27 protein-coding genes are annotated in these 19,264 nt (G+C 65.0%); 23 read left to right on the top strand and 4 right to left on the bottom strand.

Annotated elements, in window-relative coordinates:
- Positions 1–13 precede the first annotated feature (13 nt).
- On the bottom strand, positions 14–337 hold the full coding sequence (locus J4E00_RS00900; protein WP_208173124.1) for a hypothetical protein: 324 nt from the start codon (positions 335–337) through the stop codon (positions 14–16).
- Between the two features lie 304 nt (positions 338–641).
- Between J4E00_RS00900 and J4E00_RS00895 the strand changes: the two genes are divergently transcribed.
- Genes J4E00_RS00895 through J4E00_RS00865 form a run of 7 tightly spaced genes read left to right on the top strand, consistent with a single transcriptional unit; the run spans position 642 to position 2,729 of the window.
- Positions 642–842, top strand: a complete 201-nt coding sequence (locus tag J4E00_RS00895; RefSeq protein ID WP_208173123.1) for a hypothetical protein — start codon at positions 642–644, stop codon at positions 840–842.
- Positions 839–1,063: a hypothetical protein gene (locus tag J4E00_RS00890; protein WP_208173122.1), complete on the top strand. Its 225-nt coding sequence runs from the start codon at positions 839–841 to the stop codon at positions 1,061–1,063. Before J4E00_RS00895 ends, J4E00_RS00890 begins: the two co-directional genes overlap by 4 nt.
- Before the next feature lie 11 nt (positions 1,064–1,074).
- Positions 1,075–1,458: a hypothetical protein gene (locus tag J4E00_RS00885; RefSeq protein ID WP_208173121.1), complete on the top strand. Its 384-nt coding sequence runs from the start codon at positions 1,075–1,077 to the stop codon at positions 1,456–1,458.
- Between the two features lie 13 nt (positions 1,459–1,471).
- A complete protein-coding gene (locus J4E00_RS00880) occupies positions 1,472–1,747 on the top strand; it encodes a hypothetical protein (protein WP_208173120.1) in 276 nt (91 codons plus the stop codon).
- A 19-nt stretch (positions 1,748–1,766) separates the two neighbouring features.
- Complete coding sequence (locus tag J4E00_RS00875; protein ID WP_208173119.1) at positions 1,767–2,057, top strand: hypothetical protein; 291 nt, start codon at positions 1,767–1,769, stop codon at positions 2,055–2,057.
- The gene (locus J4E00_RS00870) at positions 2,050–2,337 is read left to right on the top strand and encodes a hypothetical protein (protein WP_208173118.1); all 288 of its coding nucleotides are present in this window, start codon (positions 2,050–2,052) and stop codon (positions 2,335–2,337) included. Before J4E00_RS00875 ends, J4E00_RS00870 begins: the two co-directional genes overlap by 8 nt.
- Complete coding sequence (locus J4E00_RS00865) at positions 2,337–2,729, top strand: hypothetical protein (RefSeq protein WP_208173117.1); 393 nt, start codon at positions 2,337–2,339, stop codon at positions 2,727–2,729. Before J4E00_RS00870 ends, J4E00_RS00865 begins: the two co-directional genes overlap by 1 nt.
- 12 nt (positions 2,730–2,741) lie before the next feature.
- On the opposite strand, the gene J4E00_RS00860 is transcribed toward J4E00_RS00865, so the two are convergent.
- Positions 2,742–3,053 carry a hypothetical protein gene (locus J4E00_RS00860; protein ID WP_208173116.1) on the bottom strand — a complete coding sequence of 104 codons (312 nt, stop codon included), beginning with the start codon at positions 3,051–3,053 and terminating at the stop codon, positions 2,742–2,744.
- A 128-nt stretch (positions 3,054–3,181) separates the two neighbouring features.
- On the opposite strand from J4E00_RS00860, the gene J4E00_RS00855 reads away from it, so the two are divergent.
- The 3 genes from J4E00_RS00855 to J4E00_RS00845 all read left to right on the top strand — a co-directional run bounded on the left by J4E00_RS00855 (position 3,182) and on the right by J4E00_RS00845 (position 5,487).
- A complete protein-coding gene (locus J4E00_RS00855) occupies positions 3,182–3,529 on the top strand; it encodes a hypothetical protein (RefSeq protein ID WP_208173115.1) in 348 nt (115 codons plus the stop codon).
- 272 nt (positions 3,530–3,801) lie between these two features.
- Positions 3,802–5,181, top strand: coding sequence for a hypothetical protein (locus J4E00_RS00850; protein WP_208173114.1), 1,380 nt, complete (start codon positions 3,802–3,804; stop codon positions 5,179–5,181).
- Positions 5,182–5,208: 27 nt separating this feature from the next.
- Positions 5,209–5,487 carry a hypothetical protein gene (locus J4E00_RS00845; protein ID WP_208173113.1) on the top strand — a complete coding sequence of 93 codons (279 nt, stop codon included), beginning with the start codon at positions 5,209–5,211 and terminating at the stop codon, positions 5,485–5,487.
- Positions 5,488–5,496: 9 nt separating this feature from the next.
- Here the strand turns inward: J4E00_RS00845 and J4E00_RS00840 are convergent, their stop codons facing one another.
- Entirely contained in the window at positions 5,497–6,126 is a 630-nt protein-coding gene (locus J4E00_RS00840; RefSeq protein WP_208173112.1) for a hypothetical protein, read from the bottom strand.
- Between the two features lie 36 nt (positions 6,127–6,162).
- Between J4E00_RS00840 and J4E00_RS00835 the strand changes: the two genes are divergently transcribed.
- Positions 6,163–6,549 carry a hypothetical protein gene (locus J4E00_RS00835; RefSeq protein WP_208173111.1) on the top strand — a complete coding sequence of 129 codons (387 nt, stop codon included), beginning with the start codon at positions 6,163–6,165 and terminating at the stop codon, positions 6,547–6,549.
- Positions 6,550–6,565: 16 nt separating this feature from the next.
- Here J4E00_RS00835 and J4E00_RS00830 read toward each other — a convergent pair whose 3' ends face one another.
- Positions 6,566–6,928, bottom strand: a complete 363-nt coding sequence (locus tag J4E00_RS00830) for a hypothetical protein (protein WP_208173110.1) — start codon at positions 6,926–6,928, stop codon at positions 6,566–6,568.
- 201 nt (positions 6,929–7,129) lie between these two features.
- Between J4E00_RS00830 and J4E00_RS00825 the strand changes: the two genes are divergently transcribed.
- The 12 genes from J4E00_RS00825 (at position 7,130) to J4E00_RS00770 (ending at position 19,195) form a co-directional block, all read left to right on the top strand.
- Positions 7,130–7,807 (top strand): recombinase family protein, encoded by a 678-nt coding sequence (locus J4E00_RS00825; RefSeq protein ID WP_208173109.1) that lies wholly within the window; start codon positions 7,130–7,132, stop codon positions 7,805–7,807.
- A gap of 51 nt (positions 7,808–7,858) precedes the next feature.
- Positions 7,859–8,356, top strand: a complete 498-nt coding sequence (locus tag J4E00_RS00820; RefSeq protein WP_208173108.1) for a hypothetical protein — start codon at positions 7,859–7,861, stop codon at positions 8,354–8,356.
- A gap of 43 nt (positions 8,357–8,399) precedes the next feature.
- Positions 8,400–8,897 (top strand): hypothetical protein, encoded by a 498-nt coding sequence (locus tag J4E00_RS00815; RefSeq protein ID WP_208173107.1) that lies wholly within the window; start codon positions 8,400–8,402, stop codon positions 8,895–8,897.
- The gene (locus tag J4E00_RS00810; protein WP_208173106.1) at positions 8,894–10,585 is read left to right on the top strand and encodes a hypothetical protein; all 1,692 of its coding nucleotides are present in this window, start codon (positions 8,894–8,896) and stop codon (positions 10,583–10,585) included. The genes J4E00_RS00815 and J4E00_RS00810 overlap by 4 nt, the downstream gene beginning before the upstream one ends.
- An 11-nt stretch (positions 10,586–10,596) precedes the next feature.
- Positions 10,597–12,477, top strand: a complete 1,881-nt coding sequence (locus J4E00_RS00805; RefSeq protein WP_208173105.1) for a hypothetical protein — start codon at positions 10,597–10,599, stop codon at positions 12,475–12,477.
- A 262-nt stretch (positions 12,478–12,739) separates the two neighbouring features.
- Positions 12,740–13,120, top strand: a complete 381-nt coding sequence (locus J4E00_RS00800) for a DUF5675 family protein (RefSeq protein ID WP_208173104.1) — start codon at positions 12,740–12,742, stop codon at positions 13,118–13,120.
- Positions 13,120–13,665 (top strand): hypothetical protein, encoded by a 546-nt coding sequence (locus tag J4E00_RS00795; RefSeq protein ID WP_208173103.1) that lies wholly within the window; start codon positions 13,120–13,122, stop codon positions 13,663–13,665. Before J4E00_RS00800 ends, J4E00_RS00795 begins: the two co-directional genes overlap by 1 nt.
- Entirely contained in the window at positions 13,665–16,022 is a 2,358-nt protein-coding gene (locus tag J4E00_RS00790) for a hypothetical protein (protein ID WP_208173102.1), read from the top strand. The genes J4E00_RS00795 and J4E00_RS00790 overlap by 1 nt, the downstream gene beginning before the upstream one ends.
- 3 nt (positions 16,023–16,025) lie before the next feature.
- Positions 16,026–16,517, top strand: coding sequence for a hypothetical protein (locus J4E00_RS00785; RefSeq protein ID WP_208173101.1), 492 nt, complete (start codon positions 16,026–16,028; stop codon positions 16,515–16,517).
- A 187-nt stretch (positions 16,518–16,704) separates the two neighbouring features.
- Entirely contained in the window at positions 16,705–17,745 is a 1,041-nt protein-coding gene (locus J4E00_RS00780; RefSeq protein WP_208173100.1) for a S49 family peptidase, read from the top strand.
- Positions 17,718–18,122 (top strand): hypothetical protein, encoded by a 405-nt coding sequence (locus J4E00_RS00775; protein ID WP_208173099.1) that lies wholly within the window; start codon positions 17,718–17,720, stop codon positions 18,120–18,122. Before J4E00_RS00780 ends, J4E00_RS00775 begins: the two co-directional genes overlap by 28 nt.
- A 62-nt stretch (positions 18,123–18,184) precedes the next feature.
- Positions 18,185–19,195: a hypothetical protein gene (locus J4E00_RS00770; protein ID WP_208173098.1), complete on the top strand. Its 1,011-nt coding sequence runs from the start codon at positions 18,185–18,187 to the stop codon at positions 19,193–19,195.
- Positions 19,196–19,264: the final 69 nt, after the last annotated feature.

Genomic DNA, 19,264 nt, shown 5'->3' with positions numbered 1-19,264 from the left:
AAAAGGAATAGGGTTAGTTCTGCCTGTTGTGCCCCGCCCGTAGCAGGCTGAGCGTTTCCTCCTTGGCCTCCAGCAGCGCCTGGGCCATCGTGAGCTGCTGCCGGAGTAGCTCCACTTCCTTGATGGCGGCGGCGAGGTCACGCTTGCAGTTGCTTAGTTCGACGTTGTTAATGGTGTTATTGCCGCCGCTGTTGGCCTGTACGCCTCCTTTGTTGCCTTTTATCGTTTGCTTATTACTGTTGCCAGCTTGGTTGAAATTTCCAGTCTGCGTGGTGCTGGCTGATGAGTCAGAAAGGAAATGCTCGCCCTGACCGGTAATAAGCCAGTGTAGGTTCACTGTACTGAAGTGCTCTGCTATGCGCTCTATATAGTCCGTGCTAGGCTTGGTTCCCTTGTCCAGATAGTTTCTGGTAGTACTGGCAGGAGTATCTAGAGCTGCGCTAAAAGCTCTGACGCTCATTTTGAGAGAGTCAATCAGAAATTTTATACGCTCATTTATAGTCTCTTGCACTTTATTTGATGCTTTTGGTCTATATAAAGACCGTGATTAGTGGGCTATTTATAGTTCGATGCCGTATGTTTGTACGACGAGAGCGGCAAGTAACGAAACTGGCCGTGAAAGTTGTCAAATACGCCACCCGATGAAAGCCAGAGAACTCAACAAAGCCGCCCAAGTCTACGCGAAGGCCCAGCTTGGAGAAGCACAGTTCAAGCGCAATAAAACGGCCGTACGGGCTATCAGCGATGATTACAAAGCTGGGCTCAACGACGGTTTCCAGGCCGGGAGTGCCGGGGCTACAGAGCAGGGTGCAGCCGCACCAAAAACGGTTTCCCAACTATGACGGAGCGCCAGAAATATCTGCGGCTGCTGTCCCTAGTCATCGAAGACCTGCCCAGTAGCGCCGTGGATACTGCCGTGCGGGCTGGCTATCCGGCTTCGACCACCATGCTCAACAACGTGCGCATCGCTCGGGTGATGAATCTGACGCACTTGGTGGCACTCATCGGCTATGGACTGCCCAACTATCAAATTCCGGCCGAGTTGCTGCCGGCTACCTCCTAATTCCACACTCGATGGCCGCACCCCGCCCCATTTTCCTGTTGCCGCATCCGGACTACGACGCCCGTCTGGCTCCCTTTGCCGACGTACTGGTGGCGGCTGGCTTCCGGCTCGATGAGCCCGAGCGCCCCTACCAGTATCCCGGCGTAGCAGGGGAGTGGGATTCGCCCGAGCGCTGGACCTACCGCGTCAGCCTCACGCTGGCCGGCGAGCGTAGCCGCCTGCTCGGCAGCCTGTGCCGCATCACTACGAAGCGGGTGGAGTGGATTCTCTCAGCCCTACAACTCGACGCACCCGATGATTTGACCTGGCTGCTGGGCCGCAGTACCTCACTGGTCGATGCCCAGCAACGGGCTGCTCAATTGGTCAAAGCCCACACTTACGCTTCCTCACTTTAACGCCTGCTTCATTATGACGGACAAGCAGAAATATTACCACCTCCTCGGGGAGGTATGCGAAGCCATGCCTGCCTCGGCCGTGGACAGCGCCATCCGGGCCGGCTACGGCCGCGAGCACAAGTCGGCCAGCACGCGCCTGCACCACGTCAAGCAGGGCAAAGTGGCCTCGCTGCCCGACTTGCTAGCCCTCATCGAGCACTCCATGCCCGACTACGCAGTGCCTGCCCACTTGCTGCCCGTGCAAGAAGCCCAGCCCAAAGCCGACCTCTTTCAACCTGCTACTACCTAACCTTTTTTCAGCTCATTCCATGCATCTCAACACCGCCCCCCCAGCCCCGGCCGCCCCCGCCAAAAAGCCATGCATGCGCGACATGCACGAGCTCGTGACCCGGCACATGCCCGACCAGCTCATCAAGCTCGTGCCCCTCGACGAGCTGGAGCGCTTCGGCGCCGAACTCGTGGCCGAGCAGCCGCGCTTTGCCGAAGAAGTGCCCCTGCGCGTGGCTGGCGAAGCCCGCCGCCGTGCCCGCCACCGGAGCCTTATTGGCAGCCGCACGCCGGCCCCCCTCACCGCCCAGCAAGCCTACTCCCGTGCCTAAGGTCTCGCTGACCGATGCGCGCACCGGCAAGCGCCTGCGCGTGTCGGCGCTGCCGGCCGGCGCGGCCCTGGTCGAGCCCATCCTGGGCTACTGCTACCAGGCCGGCCACCTGCATGTGTACGTCAACGGCTCGATGCCCCTGAACCTGCGCACGGCGCACGAGGAAGGGCACACCGAAGCCGAAATGTGGCTGGTGGACGAGCTGCCCGCCGGCATCCGCGAAATCGTCGTGACCGACGAGCGCAAGAATTTTCAACTGCTCCTTCCCCAAGCTGCCTGATGAAACGCGACGACCTGCCCACCGTGGGCTACCTCGATGACTGCTTCCGCAGCATCCTCAGCCACATCGAAGCCATCCAGCGCCCGGCCGCATCGGACGCCGCGCCCACGGTGCTGCTCACCATCGAGCAGGTGATGGCGCATTGCCTGGTGAGCCGCTCGGCGGTGCAGCGCTGGATAAAAAACGGCAAAAAGGGCCGGGGCAAGCACCTCATCAAGCTCGGCGTGCTCACCTTCGGCGATGCCGAGCCGCGCATTCCCTGGCCGGCGCTGCTGGCCTTTGGCCGGGGCGAGGCCTACGACTTAACGCAGCTGGCCCCGCCGCTGCCGGCCACCGGGCTGCCGGGCTCGCCGGGGGCGGCCCCGGCGTTCCCCTTGCGCCTGGCCTCGTAGCCCATGCCCGCCTTACGCCACCCAGCTCAGGGCCGCCGGGCCCAGGGCTTCAAACAGCGACACGCTGCGCCCCACAGCCTCGCGGCAGGTCGGGCAGCTCAGCGCGTGGGCCAGCCGGCCTTCAAGCCGGACGGACCCGGGCGCGGTGGCTTCTTCCAGCCGCAGCCGGCGCCAGAGCTCGTGCAGGCGCTGGTCGACGGCGGGCTGCTGGTGGGGCAGCAGCTCATCGGTGCCGGCTGCCAGGTACAGCCGCACCAGGTAGCCGAAGTAGGTGGAGTGCGCGGCGGTCCGGAAGGGCTGGTGGCAGGTGGCGGAGGGGAGCATGCGGGGCGGAGGGTAGGGGTTCGCAGCCAAAATAGGCAGAAAGTCAACAAAACTACGGCGCGGCTTCGCGCCTCGCTTACACGTCACAATATGGTATTCTTCTCCACTTTTTCCCGTCGCATGCGCCCATGACGCCCATTTTCGTCTACACCTCGAATCCCGCCGACCAGGGCCTGGTGGGCTTTGTCCTGGCCCTGAGCCACAACCTGCGCCGGCCGGTGCGCCTGCTGCCGCTCGCGCAGCTGCCCCAACCCGATGCCCTGCGCCTGCAGCAGAAGCGCGTGGAGCAGCGCGACTTGCTCGACGCCCTCGAAGCGGCCGAAACGCACCTGGCGCTCTACGCCTCAGGCGACTTGCCGCCCGATGCCGGCGCCGAAGCCGGCCTGCGCTTTACCCTGGAATCCCTGAACACGCGCCTGAAGGGCGTGCAGGCCGTGCTCAGCAGCGTGGAGATAGGAGGGCAGGACAATGGATAACAAGCCACCGTCCCCGCGCCTGGCCACCGGCCGGGCCCCGCCCGGGCTTTTGCCGCATATGCCGGCCGCCCCGTCGTCTAACAGAAGACCCGTTGGTTTTTCCACTGGTGGAAATCCTTTGTCGCCAACGGCAATGCCGGCTCGAAGCCGGCCGGGTGCGCACTGGGCTAGCCGAAACGCTACCCGGCGGCCGCCGGAGCCGGGATAACAGCCCCTGCCCCGGCGCGCCGCCACTCACTTTCCCATTCACCTTTTCCCGCACGTTCCCCAGAATGTTGCCAATTCCCTATTGCCCGTCCAAAGCGCGCATTGCCCTGTCCGAGTACATCGACCGGCGCAGCGCCGCGCTTCCCAAAACCACCCGCACCCGCACGCTGAAGGCGCGCACGCTCAAGGACGGCACTGTGGTGCCCGCCCGTACGGAAGCGTATGCCGTGCGCGGCAGCATCCTCTCCGACGGAGCCGAAAAGACGGCCTGGGCCTTCATCCGGCTAGCGCTGAAAGCCGTGGGGGAGGTGCGCCGGGTGCCGCTGCTGCTCGACGCGGCGTCAGTCGAGGCCGAACCCACGCCACCCCCCGTGGCCACCAACAGCGAGGAAATCTGCCGGACCAACGTGCGCGGCAAGCGCGTGGCCAGCCGCACGGTGCGCAACCACCTGGCCGAGATGAAGGCCGCCGGCATCATTACCCAGATGCAGTTCCGCGGCCGCAAGCACGACTACTACGTGTGGATAAACCCCCAATTTTTGTGGGAATCCGGCGAAAAAGCCACCGAAACGGCTCAAAAATCGCGTTTTCAAGCCGCTGAATTTTCGGCGCTTCAGCCGCCGAAAGACACAAACTTTCCGCCTAAAGGAGTTCATGAACCCCTTCAAGCTACTGAAATAGAAACCGGGCAAGTGGATAAGTTACTTGCGCAACGGGGCCAGACGGGGCCGGAAGCACACCAGGCTACACCGTCAGGCTACACGGGGCAGCCGGCCCGCCCGGTGGAGGCCGCGCAAGCGACGAAAACGAGCACCGGGGCCGCGAATGACGCCGTATTGCCTTCTGCGCCCAAAAACCTGCCCACGACGCCGCAGGGGCCGAAAACGAAGCTGGCGACGCGCCAACGAAACATGGTATTCGAGTTCTGGTGGGCCGCCCAAAAGGAGTTATATGCCCCGTTGAACCAATTATTTACCGAGGAGCAGCAGCGCCTGGCGCTGAACGCCATCTACTTCGGCGTGTACGGCGGGTTCCCGACCGACTGGCCCCTGCACCAGCAGGAGCGCTACCACGAGCAGGCCCTGGAGCGGCTGGGTCTGGCCGCCGGCTACTTCGCCCGCAACCCCGGCAAATACCCGCCCATGCCCTACGCCGAGCACGTGGAAGGCGCCGGCTACTTCGACGCCGCCAACGCCAAAGGCTTCGTGGGCACGATGGCCTGGTACACCACCCACCTGGCCCACCGCGGGCAACGGGCCTTGGCCGATGGGCTGCGCCGCGCCCGGCGCGAGCTGCGTCAGCACGCGCTGGGCACGGCCCCGAAGCGGGCCCAGGCCAAGACCACCCTGGAGCTCTACCGCTACCACGAAGCCAAAATGCGCCAACTGGGCCCGCCGGCCCTGGAGCGCTTCTACCAGCATTTTTCCCGGCCCGCCGTGGCCTGATTGCTCACCTCATTCATCTCAATCCCCATGACGACCGAACTCTCGGCCAGCTGGCAGCGCCAGCAGCCGCACACCAAAGCCATCGTCTACTTCATCTCCGGCCCCGGCCAGGACGGGCGCACCTTCTTCGCCCGCGAGCTGTACTTCAACCGCCCAGTGGCCAACCCCCGCCAGTACGGCATCGAGGGCCTCAAGCGCATGATTGACAAGTGGGGGCCGCAACTGGTGGCCAGCGCCCTCATCATCGACCTGGAGCGCAACGAGGAGATTCACAAATTCTTGAGCAACAAAGGCTGGGTGGTATGAGGCCGCGCTTCAGGGCCGGCTGCTGCCAACCGGTTCGCTGGGAAAGCACTGCGGTCCAACGGCCCCGCCCCCGTACTCGAAGACCACGCCCGGCTTGTAGAAGCAGTAAACACACCCGCGGTTGTACTGCTCTTTCACGCTGTCGCTCATGGGACGAGCGAACAGGTTGTACGAGAACTTGCCCATGCCACTGCGCTGATAGCCAATGTTACAGGGCTCGCCGCTGCTGACGGAAATGCACCCGGCCCGGTCCAGTCTCGCCTGTAGGCTCGTCAGCGTCTGCCGCGTCCAGCCCAGTTGCTGCAGCAGGGTATCGGCTTTGGGCGAATCCCACGCCACATCCCAGTTGTTGGAATGCACCCCCCGGGCCTTGACGTGAAAGATGGGGATGGTGCGCGTCCCGTCAAATTCAATCTCGACCGACGCATGGGCCGGCACCCTGGCGTTGACATAGGTGCTCAGCGCCCGCAGTTCTGGTGCTTTGGCCTCGTAGTGTTCGATGAGGTCTGCTTTCGTGTACGTGCGGTCAAAAGCCCCCATGGCGTGCCCCAGGGCCAGTAGGAAGAGGAAATACAGCCCGGCTAAGGTGCCACCGATGATACCAACGCTGATGAGCACCCATTTAACGATTTTATTCATAAAGGCAGCAGCTGAAATGGTTAACAAGAAAATACAATGCATCACTTCGCACACCTCGACCAACTCATCGAGTTGGAGCACGGCGAGGCCCGTCAGCTGTACTGGCAGATTGGCGACGTGCTACGCCACGTCGCCATGGGCGCGCAACGCCCGACGCCCCGGCCCGTCGACGGCAACTTGTTCCTGGCCCTGCCGGCGCTGCAGCGCGTGGGCCAGCGGCTCTATCGCCTGGCGCAGCGCGAGGCCAACGCCATCGGCCCGCCCCGCCAGCGGCCGCGGCGCTTCCGGCTGAAGGCCGAGGAGCTGGTGGCCCTCATGCTGCACGTGCAGCCGCAGGCCACGTCGGGCTTGGTGGTGCTGGGCAAGGTGCAGCAGAAAAGCCTGAACCTGGAATCGCTTATCACCTTCCCGGCTTCCCGCTAGCCTCCCTGCTTGCCGCTCATCGGTAACCACCGTACGTGCTGGTGATGACGGGCTGCTTGTTTTGAAAGAGCAAATCTGGGTACACCTCCATGGTCTGCCACATCAGGGTACGCTTGGTGGTGGCGTCGGTAAAGGTGACTTGGAAGGTGCCGCTGCTGCCATCATCGACAACGCCGCTGTAGGCCATGTTGCGCAGCACCTGGTAGCAGGAGTCGGTAGGGGCGAAGTTGTACACCGTGTAGTTGAGTTGTTTGGCCTGGCTCGACCCGTGCCCCTCGGTGCTGGGGCCTTCCACCCGAAAGGCTTTGGGGTCGGTGCAGCCAACCAGCAGCACGCTCAACAGGGCGCAGCAGCCGCACCGGAAAAAAGAAAAAGCCATAAGCCAGAAGAAAAAGTGGTACTGCCGGCAAAGGTATTGTGAAGTACTTTGAATTACAAAGTATATTTGTTCACGAGTTCGGTCGCCCGTTTCCGCGGCCGTTGTCTCAGAAAAACCTAGTGGTTTTCGAGCAACATTTTCTGAATCCGAAAAACACCCTGGAAACGGCCGTTTTCGGGGTGGTTTTGGGAAATACTTTTTATGAGACAACACGACGCAATTCCGGTGGCCCTCTTCGCCCGGGTGAGCAAGGAGGCGCAGGACTTCGGCCGGCAGCTGGTGGACACCCAGCGCCACGCCGACCGCTCGGGCTACCAGGTGGTGGCCACCATCGCCGAGAAGCTCAGCGGCTCGCGCAACGCCCGGGCCAAGCGGCCGGACCTCGACCAGCTCCTGGGCCTGGCCAAGGCCGGCCGCATCCGGATGGTGCTCGTCACGGAGATGAGCCGCCTGGGCCGGCGGGCCCGGGAAACGCGGGCCGTGGTCGAACAGCTGGGCGATTTGGGCGTGTCGGTGTTTGCCCTCAATTTGCAGCTGGGCTACCTGCTGCCCGATGGCAAGGTGAACCCGATGGCGCGCCTGGTGATGTCGGTGCTCATGGAAGTAGACGAGCTGGAATCCGAACGCACCAGCCACCGCATCCGGAGCGGCCAGGCCGTGGCCTTCGCGGCCGGCGCACAGAAGGGCCGGCCTACCGGATCTGTCCAAAATAGGGAGAAGTTGCTAGCTAAATATCCGAAAGTGGTCAAACATTTGCAAAGTGCGCTGGTGGTACGCGATATTGCTGAGTTAGCCAACGTTTCGACGAATACAGTGCTCAAAGTGAAGGCTGCTTTATCGTCGCAAAATCCTACCGGCGACGGCGCACTTTCGTCCTAAATACTGGCGTTTAGCGGTTGAATCTTTGCCAAAACTTCTACTTCTCTTTTTGTGAGCACCCCCACTGTTTACGCCATCCCGGTGCGCCCCCATGTGCGCCAGTTCCTTCTGCAAGAATTCGGCGCCGAGCAGCCCTGGGCGATTCATCAGAACACCTTCATGGGCCGGGTGGTGCGCATGAAAATCGAGAAGCACCCCTTTCGCCAGCTCAACCGCAAGGAGCACCAGGAAGGCCCGGTGGTGCAGCTCACGCTGCCCACGGCCCTACGGCATTACTCGCTCACGCTGGAATCCGCCCGGCAGATTGGCGAGATGCTGGAGAAGTTCTTCAATCAGCAGCTCATCCAGTGGGTGAAAGGCCAGGTGGTGGCCACGCAAAACGAGCGGCTGGCCCTGCGCAGCTTCTGCAAGTACTACGACATCAACCCCAGCGATGCCGATTTGGAGATGCTGCGCAAAATCTACCGTGACTACAAGGACAAGCTCCTGCGCGGAGGTGGGGGCCGCCCAGCTGGCGAAGACCTGTTTTCGGACTTTCCAGAAGCCTAGTTGCGTCCTAAATCTGGGTAGGGGAGCGGTGTTCCTTTGGTTTATGGAATCAGAAAAGCTCCCCGACTTCATTGACTATTTCCGCCGGCTGGCGGCCGCCAACCTGGCCCTGGCCGGCAGCTTCGTGCACGGCGCGACCGGGCGCATCATCGCCGGCTCGCGCAGCAAGCTCACGTACCCGTGCCTGTGGCTGGAAACGCCCACGCTGGGCTTTGAGGAAAAGGACGGCACCGCCCCGCTGGGCAAGCGCAAGTGCGCGTTTGTGGTGCTGCAAAAGGTGCCGGCCGACGACTACGCGGAGCAGGACGCCGGCTGGGCCCAGGCCGAGGCCATCGCGCTGCAGGTGATTAGCTACCTGCTCAAGGACCGCAAGGCCCGTAAGTTCAGCTTCAGCCTCAACGAGCGGGACCTGGAGCCCATTGCCACGCTGACGGTCGATAACGAAATCGGTTGGCGGCTGGAGTTTGAACTGGCCGAATATTCCCCCGATGTGCGCTACGATGCCACGAAATGGGCACCGGAAGGAGGGCAGGGCGCATGAGCTACATCACCATCAAGGAGGCCTACAGTTCGGAAACGGTCTACGACGACCCCGAAAACCCGCAGGCCTCGACGACCATCACCACCTACACCTTTTACCGCTTCAACACCGACAGCCGGCAGGTGGAGCAGGAAACGGGCTCCTACAACGCCTACCCGCCCGCCGGCTTCAGCTTCGTGGGCGAGTTTTGGTCGGAGTGCTCGGGCACCACGCGCCTGGGCTACGTGCACGACGGCGCCGGCGGCTTTACCATCGAGGAGGAGGAAGATAGCCTGAGCTGCGGCTTCGTGCCCACGGACCCGCTCACCTGCGACCTGGTGCTGAGCGTCACCCAGACCACCTCGGTCGATGGCACCACGGCCGAGGTCGTGGCCACCGGCGTCAACGGCCGGGCCCGCTACCGCCTCGACGGCGGGCCGGAGCAGCTGAGCCCGTTCTTTTATAACGTGGCCCCGGGCGCGCACCAGGCCGACGTGCGCGACGACGGGCTGGCCAGCTGCCGGCGCAGCGTGCGCTTTGTGGTGGACCCGCTGCCGCCGGTCGAGCCCCCCACCGGCGCGCCCGAGGGCGTGGACCTGGTGGGCCAGCCGCGCTGGTGCCAGGTGCCGGCCCCGGCCGGGGCCACGGTGCTGGTCGAGCTGTGGGCCGAAAGCGCCCACGGGGCCGACGACTTCACGCGGGTGTTCGTTTCGCAGAAGCAGGCCAGCGCCACCGGCGTGGTGGCCACCCGCCTCGACTCGCTGCTCTGGCCGCTGCTCCAGCCCGTGGCCCCGCCCATGGGCGCGGCCGCCGGCCAGGTGCAGGTGTGCCGCACCAACCTGGTCAACTACTTCGTGCGCACGGCCGTGCTCGTGCCGGGCCGCGTGGCCACTTACGAAACCGGGCCGCTGCGCACGGCCCTGCGCGGGGCGCTGCCGGCCGAGTGGCGGCATTTGGACTACTTCACCTACCGGCTCGACGCCTACGCCCAGCCGCCGTTTCTCACCTGGCAGCCCGCCGGCCAGGCGCTCACGCCCGCCCAGCCGCAGTGGCTGTTCTGGCTGTGCCCCGCCGGCTCGCCGGCCGCGCTCACCGTGCGCCGGAGCTACGTGCGCACCGGCTTTGCCGGCGGCACGCCGCTGGTGGAGGACGAATCGGTGAGCCTGAGCGCCGGGCGCGGGCCGGCCTTCCGCCTGCTGGCCATTCCGGTCAAGCCCCGCCCGAATACCGATTCGGTGAGCGTGGGCCTCTACACGGCCCAGGGCGAGTCCCTGAGCCCGCTGGTATCCTACCCGATGGTGGCCGAAACCGAGCGCAGCCGCTACGTGTGCTTTACCAACTCCTTTGGCTGCCTCGACACGCTGCGCGCCGAAGGCCGGCTCGACGGCACACTGGAGGCCACCGCTACGCTCGTGGACCGCCCCCCGCTGGCCACGGACGGCCGCGCCGCCCCTACGCGCCTGACCTTCGACGTGCAGGCCCTGCGCAAGCTGAAGCTGGCCACCGGCTGGCTCACGGCCGCCGAGCAGGCCTGGCTGCAGGAGCTGGTGCTGGCCCGGGAAATCTGGCAGGTGCACCCGCGCCTGGGCGTGCTGCCGCTGGCCTGGCCCAAGCGCAGCCTGGCCGTGGGCGGCGACGAGCCGCCCCTGCGCGGGATGACGCTGGAATTTGATTACGCCTTTGACCCGACTGCTTACGCCCGTTTCTGATTGCTTGCCTTATGCTCGACTTAACCAGCGCCGGCCGCCGCGTGTGGCTCAGCCCCGGCACGACGGTGCAACTGGAGCGCAATTCGCCCCTGTTCGACGAGGCCGTGCTGCGCGGTGCCTTTACGTATTCGTTCACCATCCCGGCCGGCCCCAACGGGCCGCTGTACGGTTTTCCCGAGCGGCCCGACTCGGCCACCGAGCCCGGGGCGGTGTTGCCGGCGGAACTCGCCGACGAAGCCCAGGCGCTGCTGCGCGGCACCCAGCGGCTGAAGTCGGCCTCGGCCACGAGCTACAGCATCACGCTGGCCGATGGGCTGAGCGCGGCGGCCACCGCCCTCAGCGAGCGGTCCCTGCATTCTTTCGAGTTGGGCGGGCTGCGCAGCGTGCCGCGCTATTTGCCGGTGGAGATACCCGGGGCGACGCCCAGCACGTTCCAGCTGCCGGGCCTGATGCACCACGCCAACGAGGTGATGCGCCACCCCGAAGCGTATGACTACGTGTTTGCCCCCGTGCGCAACGACGACTTTCGCGGCGCGGTGGGGAAGCGGGGCGACAACGACCCGGCCCCCGGCCAGTTCGTGGTGAATTTCTTCACGCCCCTGCAAAACCTGGTGGACGTGCCCGCTACCGGCTCGTTTGCCTATTTCAACAACGACATCGGCCTCTACACGGCCGATGGCCAATACGAGGTGCTGCCCTTCGACACGGTGGGCCAAACCGACCTGCCGTGCTGTCCCTGGCCCCGGCTGCGGTTTCTGCTGCGCAGCGTGCTGCAGGAAACGGGATTTGGAATCGACGATGGGCAGTTTCTGCCCGGGGAGTGGGGCGAGTTGGTGCTGGTGAGCAACGCCGAAGTCTTCGACCGCGGCGACGACACCCACGTGGCTTTTCACCTGGCCGACGTGGTGCCCGACCTCACCGTGGCCCAGCTGCTGGAAAAGCTGCGCACCAGCTTTGGCCTGGTGCTGCTGCTCGACGCGGCCACCCAGCGGGTGCGCACGGCGCTGCTAGCGGACCTGGTGGCCAGCCCCGACGTGCTGGACTTAACTGCGTGCCTCGTTGCCGGACCGGAGCGGCAAACGGGCGAATTGCTCGGCGTCACGCTGGCCCCCCATGGGGACGAGGGCGACGGCCTGACCCAGGGGCTGGCCACGAAGCTGCCCGGGCCCGACCAGCAGGGCGAGCCGGTGGAAACGGTGGCCGAGTTGCCCACTACCTGGCCCCTCACAGCGCTGCAGCTGCGGCCCCGCCTGGTGCGGCAGCAGGAGGCCTTCTACCAGAGCACCGTCACCAGCACGCCGGTACCAGGCGGCCGGCCGCTGACGACGGTGAGTTGGGGGTATTTGTGCCCGGGGCTGCGCACCATCCCGCTCAACGGCGGGGGCGAATTGCTGGAGCAAGGCCATTGCTACTTGCCCACGCTGGCCACGGCCTGCCAGAGCCTGCCCAACCCGCCGCCACCGGTCTTGCCGCCCCTGCCCACGCAGGCGCTGCCGGCGATGTCGCAGGTCGGCTTTAACGCCGGCAATCCGGAGGCAGGCAGCCGCTCGGCCGAGCTGCGCCTGCTCTTCTACTGCGGCTTTCAGCCCGTGGTGCAGGTGCCGGCCGGTGATTGGGTCTACCCCCAGCTGGGCGCGACCAGCGCCAGCGGGCAGCTCACCACGCTGCTCGACGGACCCACGGGCACCTACGAAACGCTGCTGCGCGCCTGGCTGGCGGTGAAGCTGCGCGGCACGGTCATCAAGCAGTCGCTGGCGCTCACCGCCGCTGGCCTGGCCCAGCTCGACCTGGCCCGCAAGGTGCGCCTCGACGGGGTGGTGTACCTGGTGCGCAAGGCCTCGGCCACGCTGCCGCTGACCAAGCCCGTGGCCGTGGAGCTGGTGCGCGTGTAGGGAGTTCCGGGAAGGGGGGAAGGAGTACGGAAACGGGGCAAAAAGGGGCCGCTTGGCGTAAAAATAAAGTTGCCAGTTCCGGCCCAGCTTTTGCCAGTTTCGGCCCACGCCCCGCCGAGGGGCCGGGGGAGCGCCGGGGCCGGAGGTCGGGGCCTGGTTGCCCGGGGCCGGTTGCCGGGGTGGCAATTGCCAGGGGGAAGCCGGCAACCGGCCGCTGGCCTGCGGCCTACTACCCGGCCGGCCAATCGGCCTTCTTGGCGGCATGAAGCACGCAGACCTGCAACTCCACCGCCACGCGCCGGCCCACGGCGGCATCCTGGGCGAACTCTATCTCAACGGAAAATTTCTTTGCTACACCCTGGAGCGCGTCGGCGTGGCCATCCCGGCTGACGTGTACCAGGTGCTGCTCAACCTGAGCCCGAAGTTTCGCAAGCTCATGCCCCTGCTGGTCAGTGAGCACGTGCCGGCGAGTTGGGGCGTGCGCATGCACTGCGGCACCAAGCCGGCCGATTCGGACGCCTGCGTGCTGGTGGGCCTGGCCAAGCTACCCACCGGCGCGAAGATTTACAAGTCGGTGGAGGCCTTCGAGCAGCTGATGCACCAGCTGCTGGGCTTCGATACCATTAGCCTGACGATTCGCTGATGCTGCCGGTGCGCTCCATCCCGCCCCCGTGCGGCTTTAACATCGGCGGCGTGCGGGCCGTGCGCCTGTGGCCGGTGGGCAACGTGCGCGCTTACCCCGCGCCGGTGGCCAGCGTGGTGCCGGCAGCGCTGGAGCTGTTCGACCCCGCCAATTACGCGGACCTGTATTTCCTGCTCGATTCGGCCGGCTACACCGAGGAGGGCAACGACGACGCCCAAGGCGACTTCTACAAAGTGAAGCTCGGCCTGGTGATTGCCGGCGACGCGCCCGACGTGAGCGAGGCCGTGGCGCGCCTGGCGGGCGGCCGCTACCTGGTGGCCTTCCTCGACGGCAACGGCCGCACCAAGCTGGCCGGTACGCCCGAGTGGCCCCTGAAGCTGGCCGTGGACACGGCCACCGGCAAGAAGGGCCCCGACCGCAACGGCCTCGATTTCACCTTCACCGGCGTGCTGCCGGTGCGGGCCCCCTTTTACCTGGAACAGGAATTCGTGCCGCCCGCCACCCGCCGGGCCTGGTCGGCCGGTTTCAATTTTGGCTTTAGCTGATGCCTTACGACCCCAACGCGGTTTTTGACCTGATTGTCGATAAAATCAACGACAACACCACCGGCGACATTACGCCGGCCGACATGCGCCAGGTGCTGGGCGAAGTAATTGGCGACGCGCGCCAGCAGCTCTCGGCCTGGGTGACCAACCGCATTCCCGGCGCGCCGAAGTACACGCGCTTCCTGACCCGCGCCCAGCTGGCGGCCGACCAGTACGGCGGCAACTGCCTGGAAGACGTGGACGAGGCCCTGCTCTGCCTGCACACGCCGTGCTGGGTGGAGTTTCACCCCACCCTGGGCTACGGCGTCATGCTGCGGCCGGTGTACGACCCTCAAGGGCCGCTGCGGGTGTACCGCACGGGCAGCATTGCGTACAATGACACGGTGCCGGCCAGCTTCGAGGCCGATTCGGAAGCCGGGGCCGGGGTGCGGGACTTTTCCGAAGACCCCGCCGGCTACGCCTACAAGGTCGGCGAGCTGCGCCGGGGCTACGTGAGCGATGCCAACGAGCGGCAATTCTTCACCCGCACGGCCAACGGCCCCGCCGCCCCGCCCACGCTGAAGGCCGGCAATGCCCATTGGGAGCACGTCAACGCCACCGACGTACCGGCCGTGACCGTGCCGCCCTACTTCCAGCGCATCTCCCTGGCGCAGGCCGTGGGAATGGACGATGACTTTCAGGCCAGTGCCGGCCGGCGCTTCGCCGTGAACTTCGGCAACGAGCGGTACGTGGAGCTGGTCGGCACCGAAAGCAACCGCCTGCCCAATTCCGGCTGGCTGGATGGGGAAGAGGTGCGGGCAAATGTGCACAACGGCTACGTGGAAACCACGGGCCCCGAACAGGTCAGCTACGCCAACCTGCTGGCCCGCTTTGCCGACACGCCGCCGATTCCCACCAAGCTCTACGCCATCACCGGCCGGCCCGGCGGGGGCAGCGTGTACGCCCGCTTCGACAACATCAACAACTGGAGTGCCGGTGGGATAACGGCCGGCATGCTCGTGGCCTACAATGCGCTGGCCGTCTTCAGCGCCGGCACCTACACCTACGACCTGGGGGCTGACACGCTGAAGCGCACGGTGGTTAGCGTCAACAGCGTGACGCCCGACCCCATCACCGGCAACATCGTACTGCCGGTGGGTACGTCCACTACTGCGGGCACCATCAGGGTCGGGCAGGGCCTGCGGCAAGTGGGCACCGGGGCGGTGACGGCCACGGCCAGTGACTTTGTGACCGAAGTGGTGGCGACTTACAATGCGGACATGAGCGGCTACCAGGTCCTCGCCGGCCGGGCGTATGCCCTCACGGATTTCCCGCAAATTGGGCTGGGGGCCACGCACACCGCCGACCAGGTGGGGCGCCTGATTCACTTGCGCAACCTGAGCGTGAGCCAGGTCACGCAGGTGCTCGACACGGCCACCGGATATCCCATCGACGGGGAACCGGATTTGCAACTGGGGCCGCAGGAGTGGGTGGAAATCAAGGTCACGCTGACCGGCTTCGAGGTGGTGCGCCGGGGCAGCCTGCGACGCACCGATGGCGGGAACGGTGGGACTGGTGGGAACGGGGGTTCGGGCCCGGCCATCGGCCTGCGCACGCAGGGCCACACCACGCAGGGGCTGCGCACCCTCGGCCCGTTCCTCTTCGACGCCGCGCCCGGGGCATTGGCCCTGAAAAAACTCGATAACATTGCCAGTCTGAGCGGGCAGGTCAACTACCGCGACCCGGCCCGGGCGGATATCTGGCTGGCGGGCACGATTCGCTACAGTGCGAATTCCACGTCGGCAGAACTGGCTGCCCTGCTCACGGCGCTCAGCGCGGACATCGCTGCCATTCCCAGCAATGGCCTGGCCTTGGGCGCGGAGCTGATGCTGCGCGTTACGCCCATCGATACGGCGCTGAGCAGCAGCCTGCTCTTTGACGGGCTTGCCGCCGGCCTTGCCGTGGGCCGGAACCTGGCGTACCGCGTCAACTACACCGGCCCGCCCATCGGCAACCTGATGCCCAACAGCCAGTTCACCGACTCGACGGCCTGGCTCGTTTCCAACGGGGGCAACGGCATCACCGTGGGCAATGGGCAGGCGGCCACCGTGGGCGGCAACCCGGGCGGCGCGGCGCTCTACCAGGTGCTCACGCTCGCGGCCGGCACCTACCGCGCCATCATTGGCGTGGCAGCCCTGACCCTGGGCACCATCAGCCTGAGCGCGCAGGCGCCCATCGGCTCGCAGGTGATGAACGAATTCATGACCTCGGATGGCGAGAAAGCGTTCGACTTTACCGTGCCGTCCGGGCAATGCCAATTCGCCTTTTTCGGCATGCAGGACGCCATCCTCACTTACGTGTACCTTCTCAAGCTCTAAATCATGTTCGTTGCCCTTCCCCTCGAATTTATTGAAGTGCCGGTTTCCGACCGCGTTTTTCAGGAAACGACCGTCAAGCAGAAAGCCCGCTGGGTGACCCTCTCCGTGGCGCAAGACCCGGCGACCAAGCACCTGCTCGTGCTCGTTGGCCTGACGGTGGAACTCTACGCCACCCATGCCGGGGAGTACGGCAGCCGCTTGCTGGGCCGGGGCTTTGCCGATTATCCGGTCACCCTGCGCGCCGACAACGAATGCGCGGTGTACTTCAATCCGGCCGATGAAGAGGACCCGCGAAATGGGCAAATTCTTTACCTGCAAGGCGAGCGGGATGCGGCGGAGTGGGCGCAACTGCTCGAGCAGGCACCCGAGCCGGTGGCGCTGCAAGGCGATGCGTTTCGCTGGATGATGCACCACCAGCCCCTGGTTATCGGCCGCATGGTGCGCGACTTCATTGCCCAGGCCGACCAGGACCCGCGTTTTAGCAAGTTCGCCTGATGCGGCGCACCTGGTTCGACGGGCTCAAGGTGCTGGCCGGCCCGCTGCTCATCCTAGCCGTGCTGCTCTGGCTCGGCAACCGCTGACCCTCCTGGCCCCCGCTCCCGTGGAGTGGGGGCTTTTTCCGTCCTATGGGCCGGCCGGCCAAAAGGCGAACATTGTACACCGCCCCTTAAGCGGTGTTCCTATGTACGACCTGCTTTCCAGCTCCTGCTGGGCCCTCGAAGCCAAGTTCTATTCCATTGCCAAGGCGGCCATCTTCGCCCGCCTCGAGCAGGGATTGCCGGCGCTGGATGCCAGCGAAGCCAAGCCCTGGAAGTACTCGCACATGGCCGAGGGCTACCCCGCGATGTGGATTACCCAATCGGGAGAGTTGGCCGGCCTCGACGTGAAGCCCGCCGGCCACGGCTTGAACCTGGCCACGGGCATCGGCCAGCTGCTGGCTGGCGGGGCCAGCGCCGCCGCCCGCCCGGGCACTGCCAACACCAGCGGCTCGAAAGTGGCCGTGCTTCCGGTGCAGGGCACCATCCAGAAGCGCGGCGGCTACTGCTCCCTGGGCACCAAAGACCTGGTGGGCATGCTCAACGCCGCCCTGCGCGACCCCGAAGTATCGGCCGTCGTGCTCGACATCGACTCCCCCGGCGGGCAGGTCGATGGCACCGAAGAGTTTGCCCAGGCCATTCGCAACGCCGGCAAGCCCGTGGTGGCCTACGGCGACGGCCTGGTGGCCAGCGCTGCCTACTGGATTGCCTCGCAGTGCGCCTACATCTTCCTCAATTCCGCCTCGACGGGCTACGCCGGCAGCCTGGGCGTGCTCTGCATGAGCATCAACCAGGAAGCTTACCTGGAAAAGAACGGCTACAAGGTCGAAATCCTGCGCTCGACCCGGGCCGTGGACAAGGCCCGCCTCAACCCGGTGGAGCCGCTCAGCGACGCCGTGCGCGCCGCCGTGCAGGCCGACCTCGACCAGATAGGGGAGACGTTCATCGCGGCCGTCGAGCGCGGCCGCGCCGGCAAGCTTTCGACCAAAGAGGACGTGTTCACCGGCAAGGTGTACCGGGGCAGCGATGCCAAAAAACACGGCTTGGTCGATGCCATTGGCTCCCTGCAGGATGCCGTCAACAAAGCCGCGCAGCTGGCCCAATCGGGCGAGTGGGCGGGCAATACCGCTTCATCATTCACCCAAAATTTTAACCAAGCATGGACATCAAGTTTCCCAAAGTCTTAGGCTTCCTCAACCTCAAGTCGGGCACCGACGCGGTGACAGAGGCCAACCTGCAATCCGCCGAGGACAAAATTGCCTCGTTGGAGCAAGCCAAAACCACCGCCGAAGAAACCCTGGCCACGGTGCGGGGTGAACTCGCCACCGCCCAGGGCGACCTGAAAACGGCCACCGACAACCTGACCAAAGCCGGCACCGACCTGAAGGCGGAGCAGGACAAGGTGGCCACGCTGGAGCAGTGGAAGAAAAACCAGCAGGCCACGGACGGCCGCCAGGAAGACGACAGCAACCACCTCGACGAGCAGCCCGAGGCCAAAGCCTCGTGGGAAGTGGCCGCCGATTCGGCCATTGCCAGCGCCAAGAAGCGCACCGGCACCAAGTAGGCCGCCCAGTACCAAGTAGTTAAATCTCATTTTTTATCCATTCGCTTTACGGCGTACTTATTATGTCATCCCAAGCTATTGATTTCTCGGGCCTGCCCGCTAAGATGCAGGGTTACACCCTGCGCGAGACAGAGCAGCTGCTCTCGCTGATTCTCATTTCCGGCCAGTCGTTCCTCAGCTACATGGGCCTGTTTCCGGACGTGACCGACGAGATGAACCTGACGCAGATGTTCGTGACGAGCGTGCTCCAGCCCGGTGGCAAGGACACGTTCGACCCCAAGGGCACGGTGGGCTTCAAAACCCGCATCGGCAAGGTGCGCGAGTGCAAAATCGACTACACGTTGAAGCCCTCCGACATCTTGGCCATGTGGAAGGGCTACCTGGGCCGCATTGCCAAGAGCAAGCAGAACGACGTGTACGCTGTGCCATTCCAGCAGTACATCATCGACAAGCTGGCCGAGCGGGCCAAGGAGGAAATGCACCTCGACGCCGTGTTCAAGGGCGTGTACAACAAGGACAAGAAAACCGCCAACCGCGTGTTTGACGGCCTGTTGCCGCTGCTCTCCAAGGCGGGCGTGGTGCCGGCCGGCAACATCTTCGCCGGTGCGCCCATTACCCAGACCAACGCCATCGACCAGCTCGAAGGCATCAGCGACAAGGTGCCCTCGCACATGCGCAACCGCAACCTGGTGATGCTGGTCGAGCCCAGCGCGGCCACGTTCTACAACCGCGACTACCGCAATACCTTCGGCGGCAATACCAGCAACACTGGGGGCTTCTCGCACACTACAATTGACGGCACGACCATCACCATCACGCCCGAGCCCGGCCTGGCCGATACCGGCGGCGTTATCGTCACGCCGGCCGAAAACCTGGTGTGGCTGACCGGCCCGCTGGGCGGTGGCCCCAACTCGTTCATCATCGAGAAGAGCAAGCGCAACATCGACATCATGTGCGACTTCCAGGCCGCACCGGACCTCAGCATTGCCGAGTACGTGTGGTGCAACGACGCAGCCCTCGAAGCCGGCCACGACTTCATCACCGCTGAGGCAGCGGAGCCCGACCCATCCTAAGCCACGGGCAGCGGTGGCCACGTGGCCACCGCTGCCCGTGGCACTATCCGCTCACCCGTTGCGAAGCAT

It is taken from the genome of Hymenobacter negativus, from assembly GCF_017571495.1.
GTDB classification, from domain to species: Bacteria; Bacteroidota; Bacteroidia; order Cytophagales; family Hymenobacteraceae; genus Hymenobacter; species Hymenobacter negativus.
The sequence above is the reverse complement of the archived record's forward strand: the minus strand, read 5'-3'. Positions and strand labels throughout refer to the sequence as shown.

Coding starts and splice junctions, on each gene's coding strand:
- J4E00_RS00895 (WP_208173123.1), top strand. CDS start 642: ATGAAAGCCAGAGAACTCAACAAAGCCGCCCAAGTCTACGCGAAGGCC.
- J4E00_RS00890 (WP_208173122.1), top strand. CDS start 839: ATGACGGAGCGCCAGAAATATCTGCGGCTGCTGTCCCTAGTCATCGAA.
- J4E00_RS00885 (WP_208173121.1), top strand. CDS start 1,075: ATGGCCGCACCCCGCCCCATTTTCCTGTTGCCGCATCCGGACTACGAC.
- J4E00_RS00880 (WP_208173120.1), top strand. CDS start 1,472: ATGACGGACAAGCAGAAATATTACCACCTCCTCGGGGAGGTATGCGAA.
- J4E00_RS00875 (WP_208173119.1), top strand. CDS start 1,767: ATGCATCTCAACACCGCCCCCCCAGCCCCGGCCGCCCCCGCCAAAAAG.
- J4E00_RS00865 (WP_208173117.1), top strand. CDS start 2,337: ATGAAACGCGACGACCTGCCCACCGTGGGCTACCTCGATGACTGCTTC.
- J4E00_RS00860 (WP_208173116.1), bottom strand. CDS start 3,053: ATGCTCCCCTCCGCCACCTGCCACCAGCCCTTCCGGACCGCCGCGCAC.
- J4E00_RS00855 (WP_208173115.1), top strand. CDS start 3,182: ATGACGCCCATTTTCGTCTACACCTCGAATCCCGCCGACCAGGGCCTG.
- J4E00_RS00850 (WP_208173114.1), top strand. CDS start 3,802: ATGTTGCCAATTCCCTATTGCCCGTCCAAAGCGCGCATTGCCCTGTCC.
- J4E00_RS00845 (WP_208173113.1), top strand. CDS start 5,209: ATGACGACCGAACTCTCGGCCAGCTGGCAGCGCCAGCAGCCGCACACC.
- J4E00_RS00840 (WP_208173112.1), bottom strand. CDS start 6,126: ATGAATAAAATCGTTAAATGGGTGCTCATCAGCGTTGGTATCATCGGT.
- J4E00_RS00835 (WP_208173111.1), top strand. CDS start 6,163: ATGCATCACTTCGCACACCTCGACCAACTCATCGAGTTGGAGCACGGC.
- J4E00_RS00830 (WP_208173110.1), bottom strand. CDS start 6,928: ATGGCTTTTTCTTTTTTCCGGTGCGGCTGCTGCGCCCTGTTGAGCGTG.
- J4E00_RS00825 (WP_208173109.1), top strand. CDS start 7,130: ATGAGACAACACGACGCAATTCCGGTGGCCCTCTTCGCCCGGGTGAGC.
- J4E00_RS00815 (WP_208173107.1), top strand. CDS start 8,400: ATGGAATCAGAAAAGCTCCCCGACTTCATTGACTATTTCCGCCGGCTG.
- J4E00_RS00810 (WP_208173106.1), top strand. CDS start 8,894: ATGAGCTACATCACCATCAAGGAGGCCTACAGTTCGGAAACGGTCTAC.
- J4E00_RS00805 (WP_208173105.1), top strand. CDS start 10,597: ATGCTCGACTTAACCAGCGCCGGCCGCCGCGTGTGGCTCAGCCCCGGC.
- J4E00_RS00800 (WP_208173104.1), top strand. CDS start 12,740: ATGAAGCACGCAGACCTGCAACTCCACCGCCACGCGCCGGCCCACGGC.
- J4E00_RS00795 (WP_208173103.1), top strand. CDS start 13,120: ATGCTGCCGGTGCGCTCCATCCCGCCCCCGTGCGGCTTTAACATCGGC.
- J4E00_RS00790 (WP_208173102.1), top strand. CDS start 13,665: ATGCCTTACGACCCCAACGCGGTTTTTGACCTGATTGTCGATAAAATC.
- J4E00_RS00785 (WP_208173101.1), top strand. CDS start 16,026: ATGTTCGTTGCCCTTCCCCTCGAATTTATTGAAGTGCCGGTTTCCGAC.
- J4E00_RS00780 (WP_208173100.1), top strand. CDS start 16,705: ATGTACGACCTGCTTTCCAGCTCCTGCTGGGCCCTCGAAGCCAAGTTC.
- J4E00_RS00775 (WP_208173099.1), top strand. CDS start 17,718: ATGGACATCAAGTTTCCCAAAGTCTTAGGCTTCCTCAACCTCAAGTCG.
- J4E00_RS00770 (WP_208173098.1), top strand. CDS start 18,185: ATGTCATCCCAAGCTATTGATTTCTCGGGCCTGCCCGCTAAGATGCAG.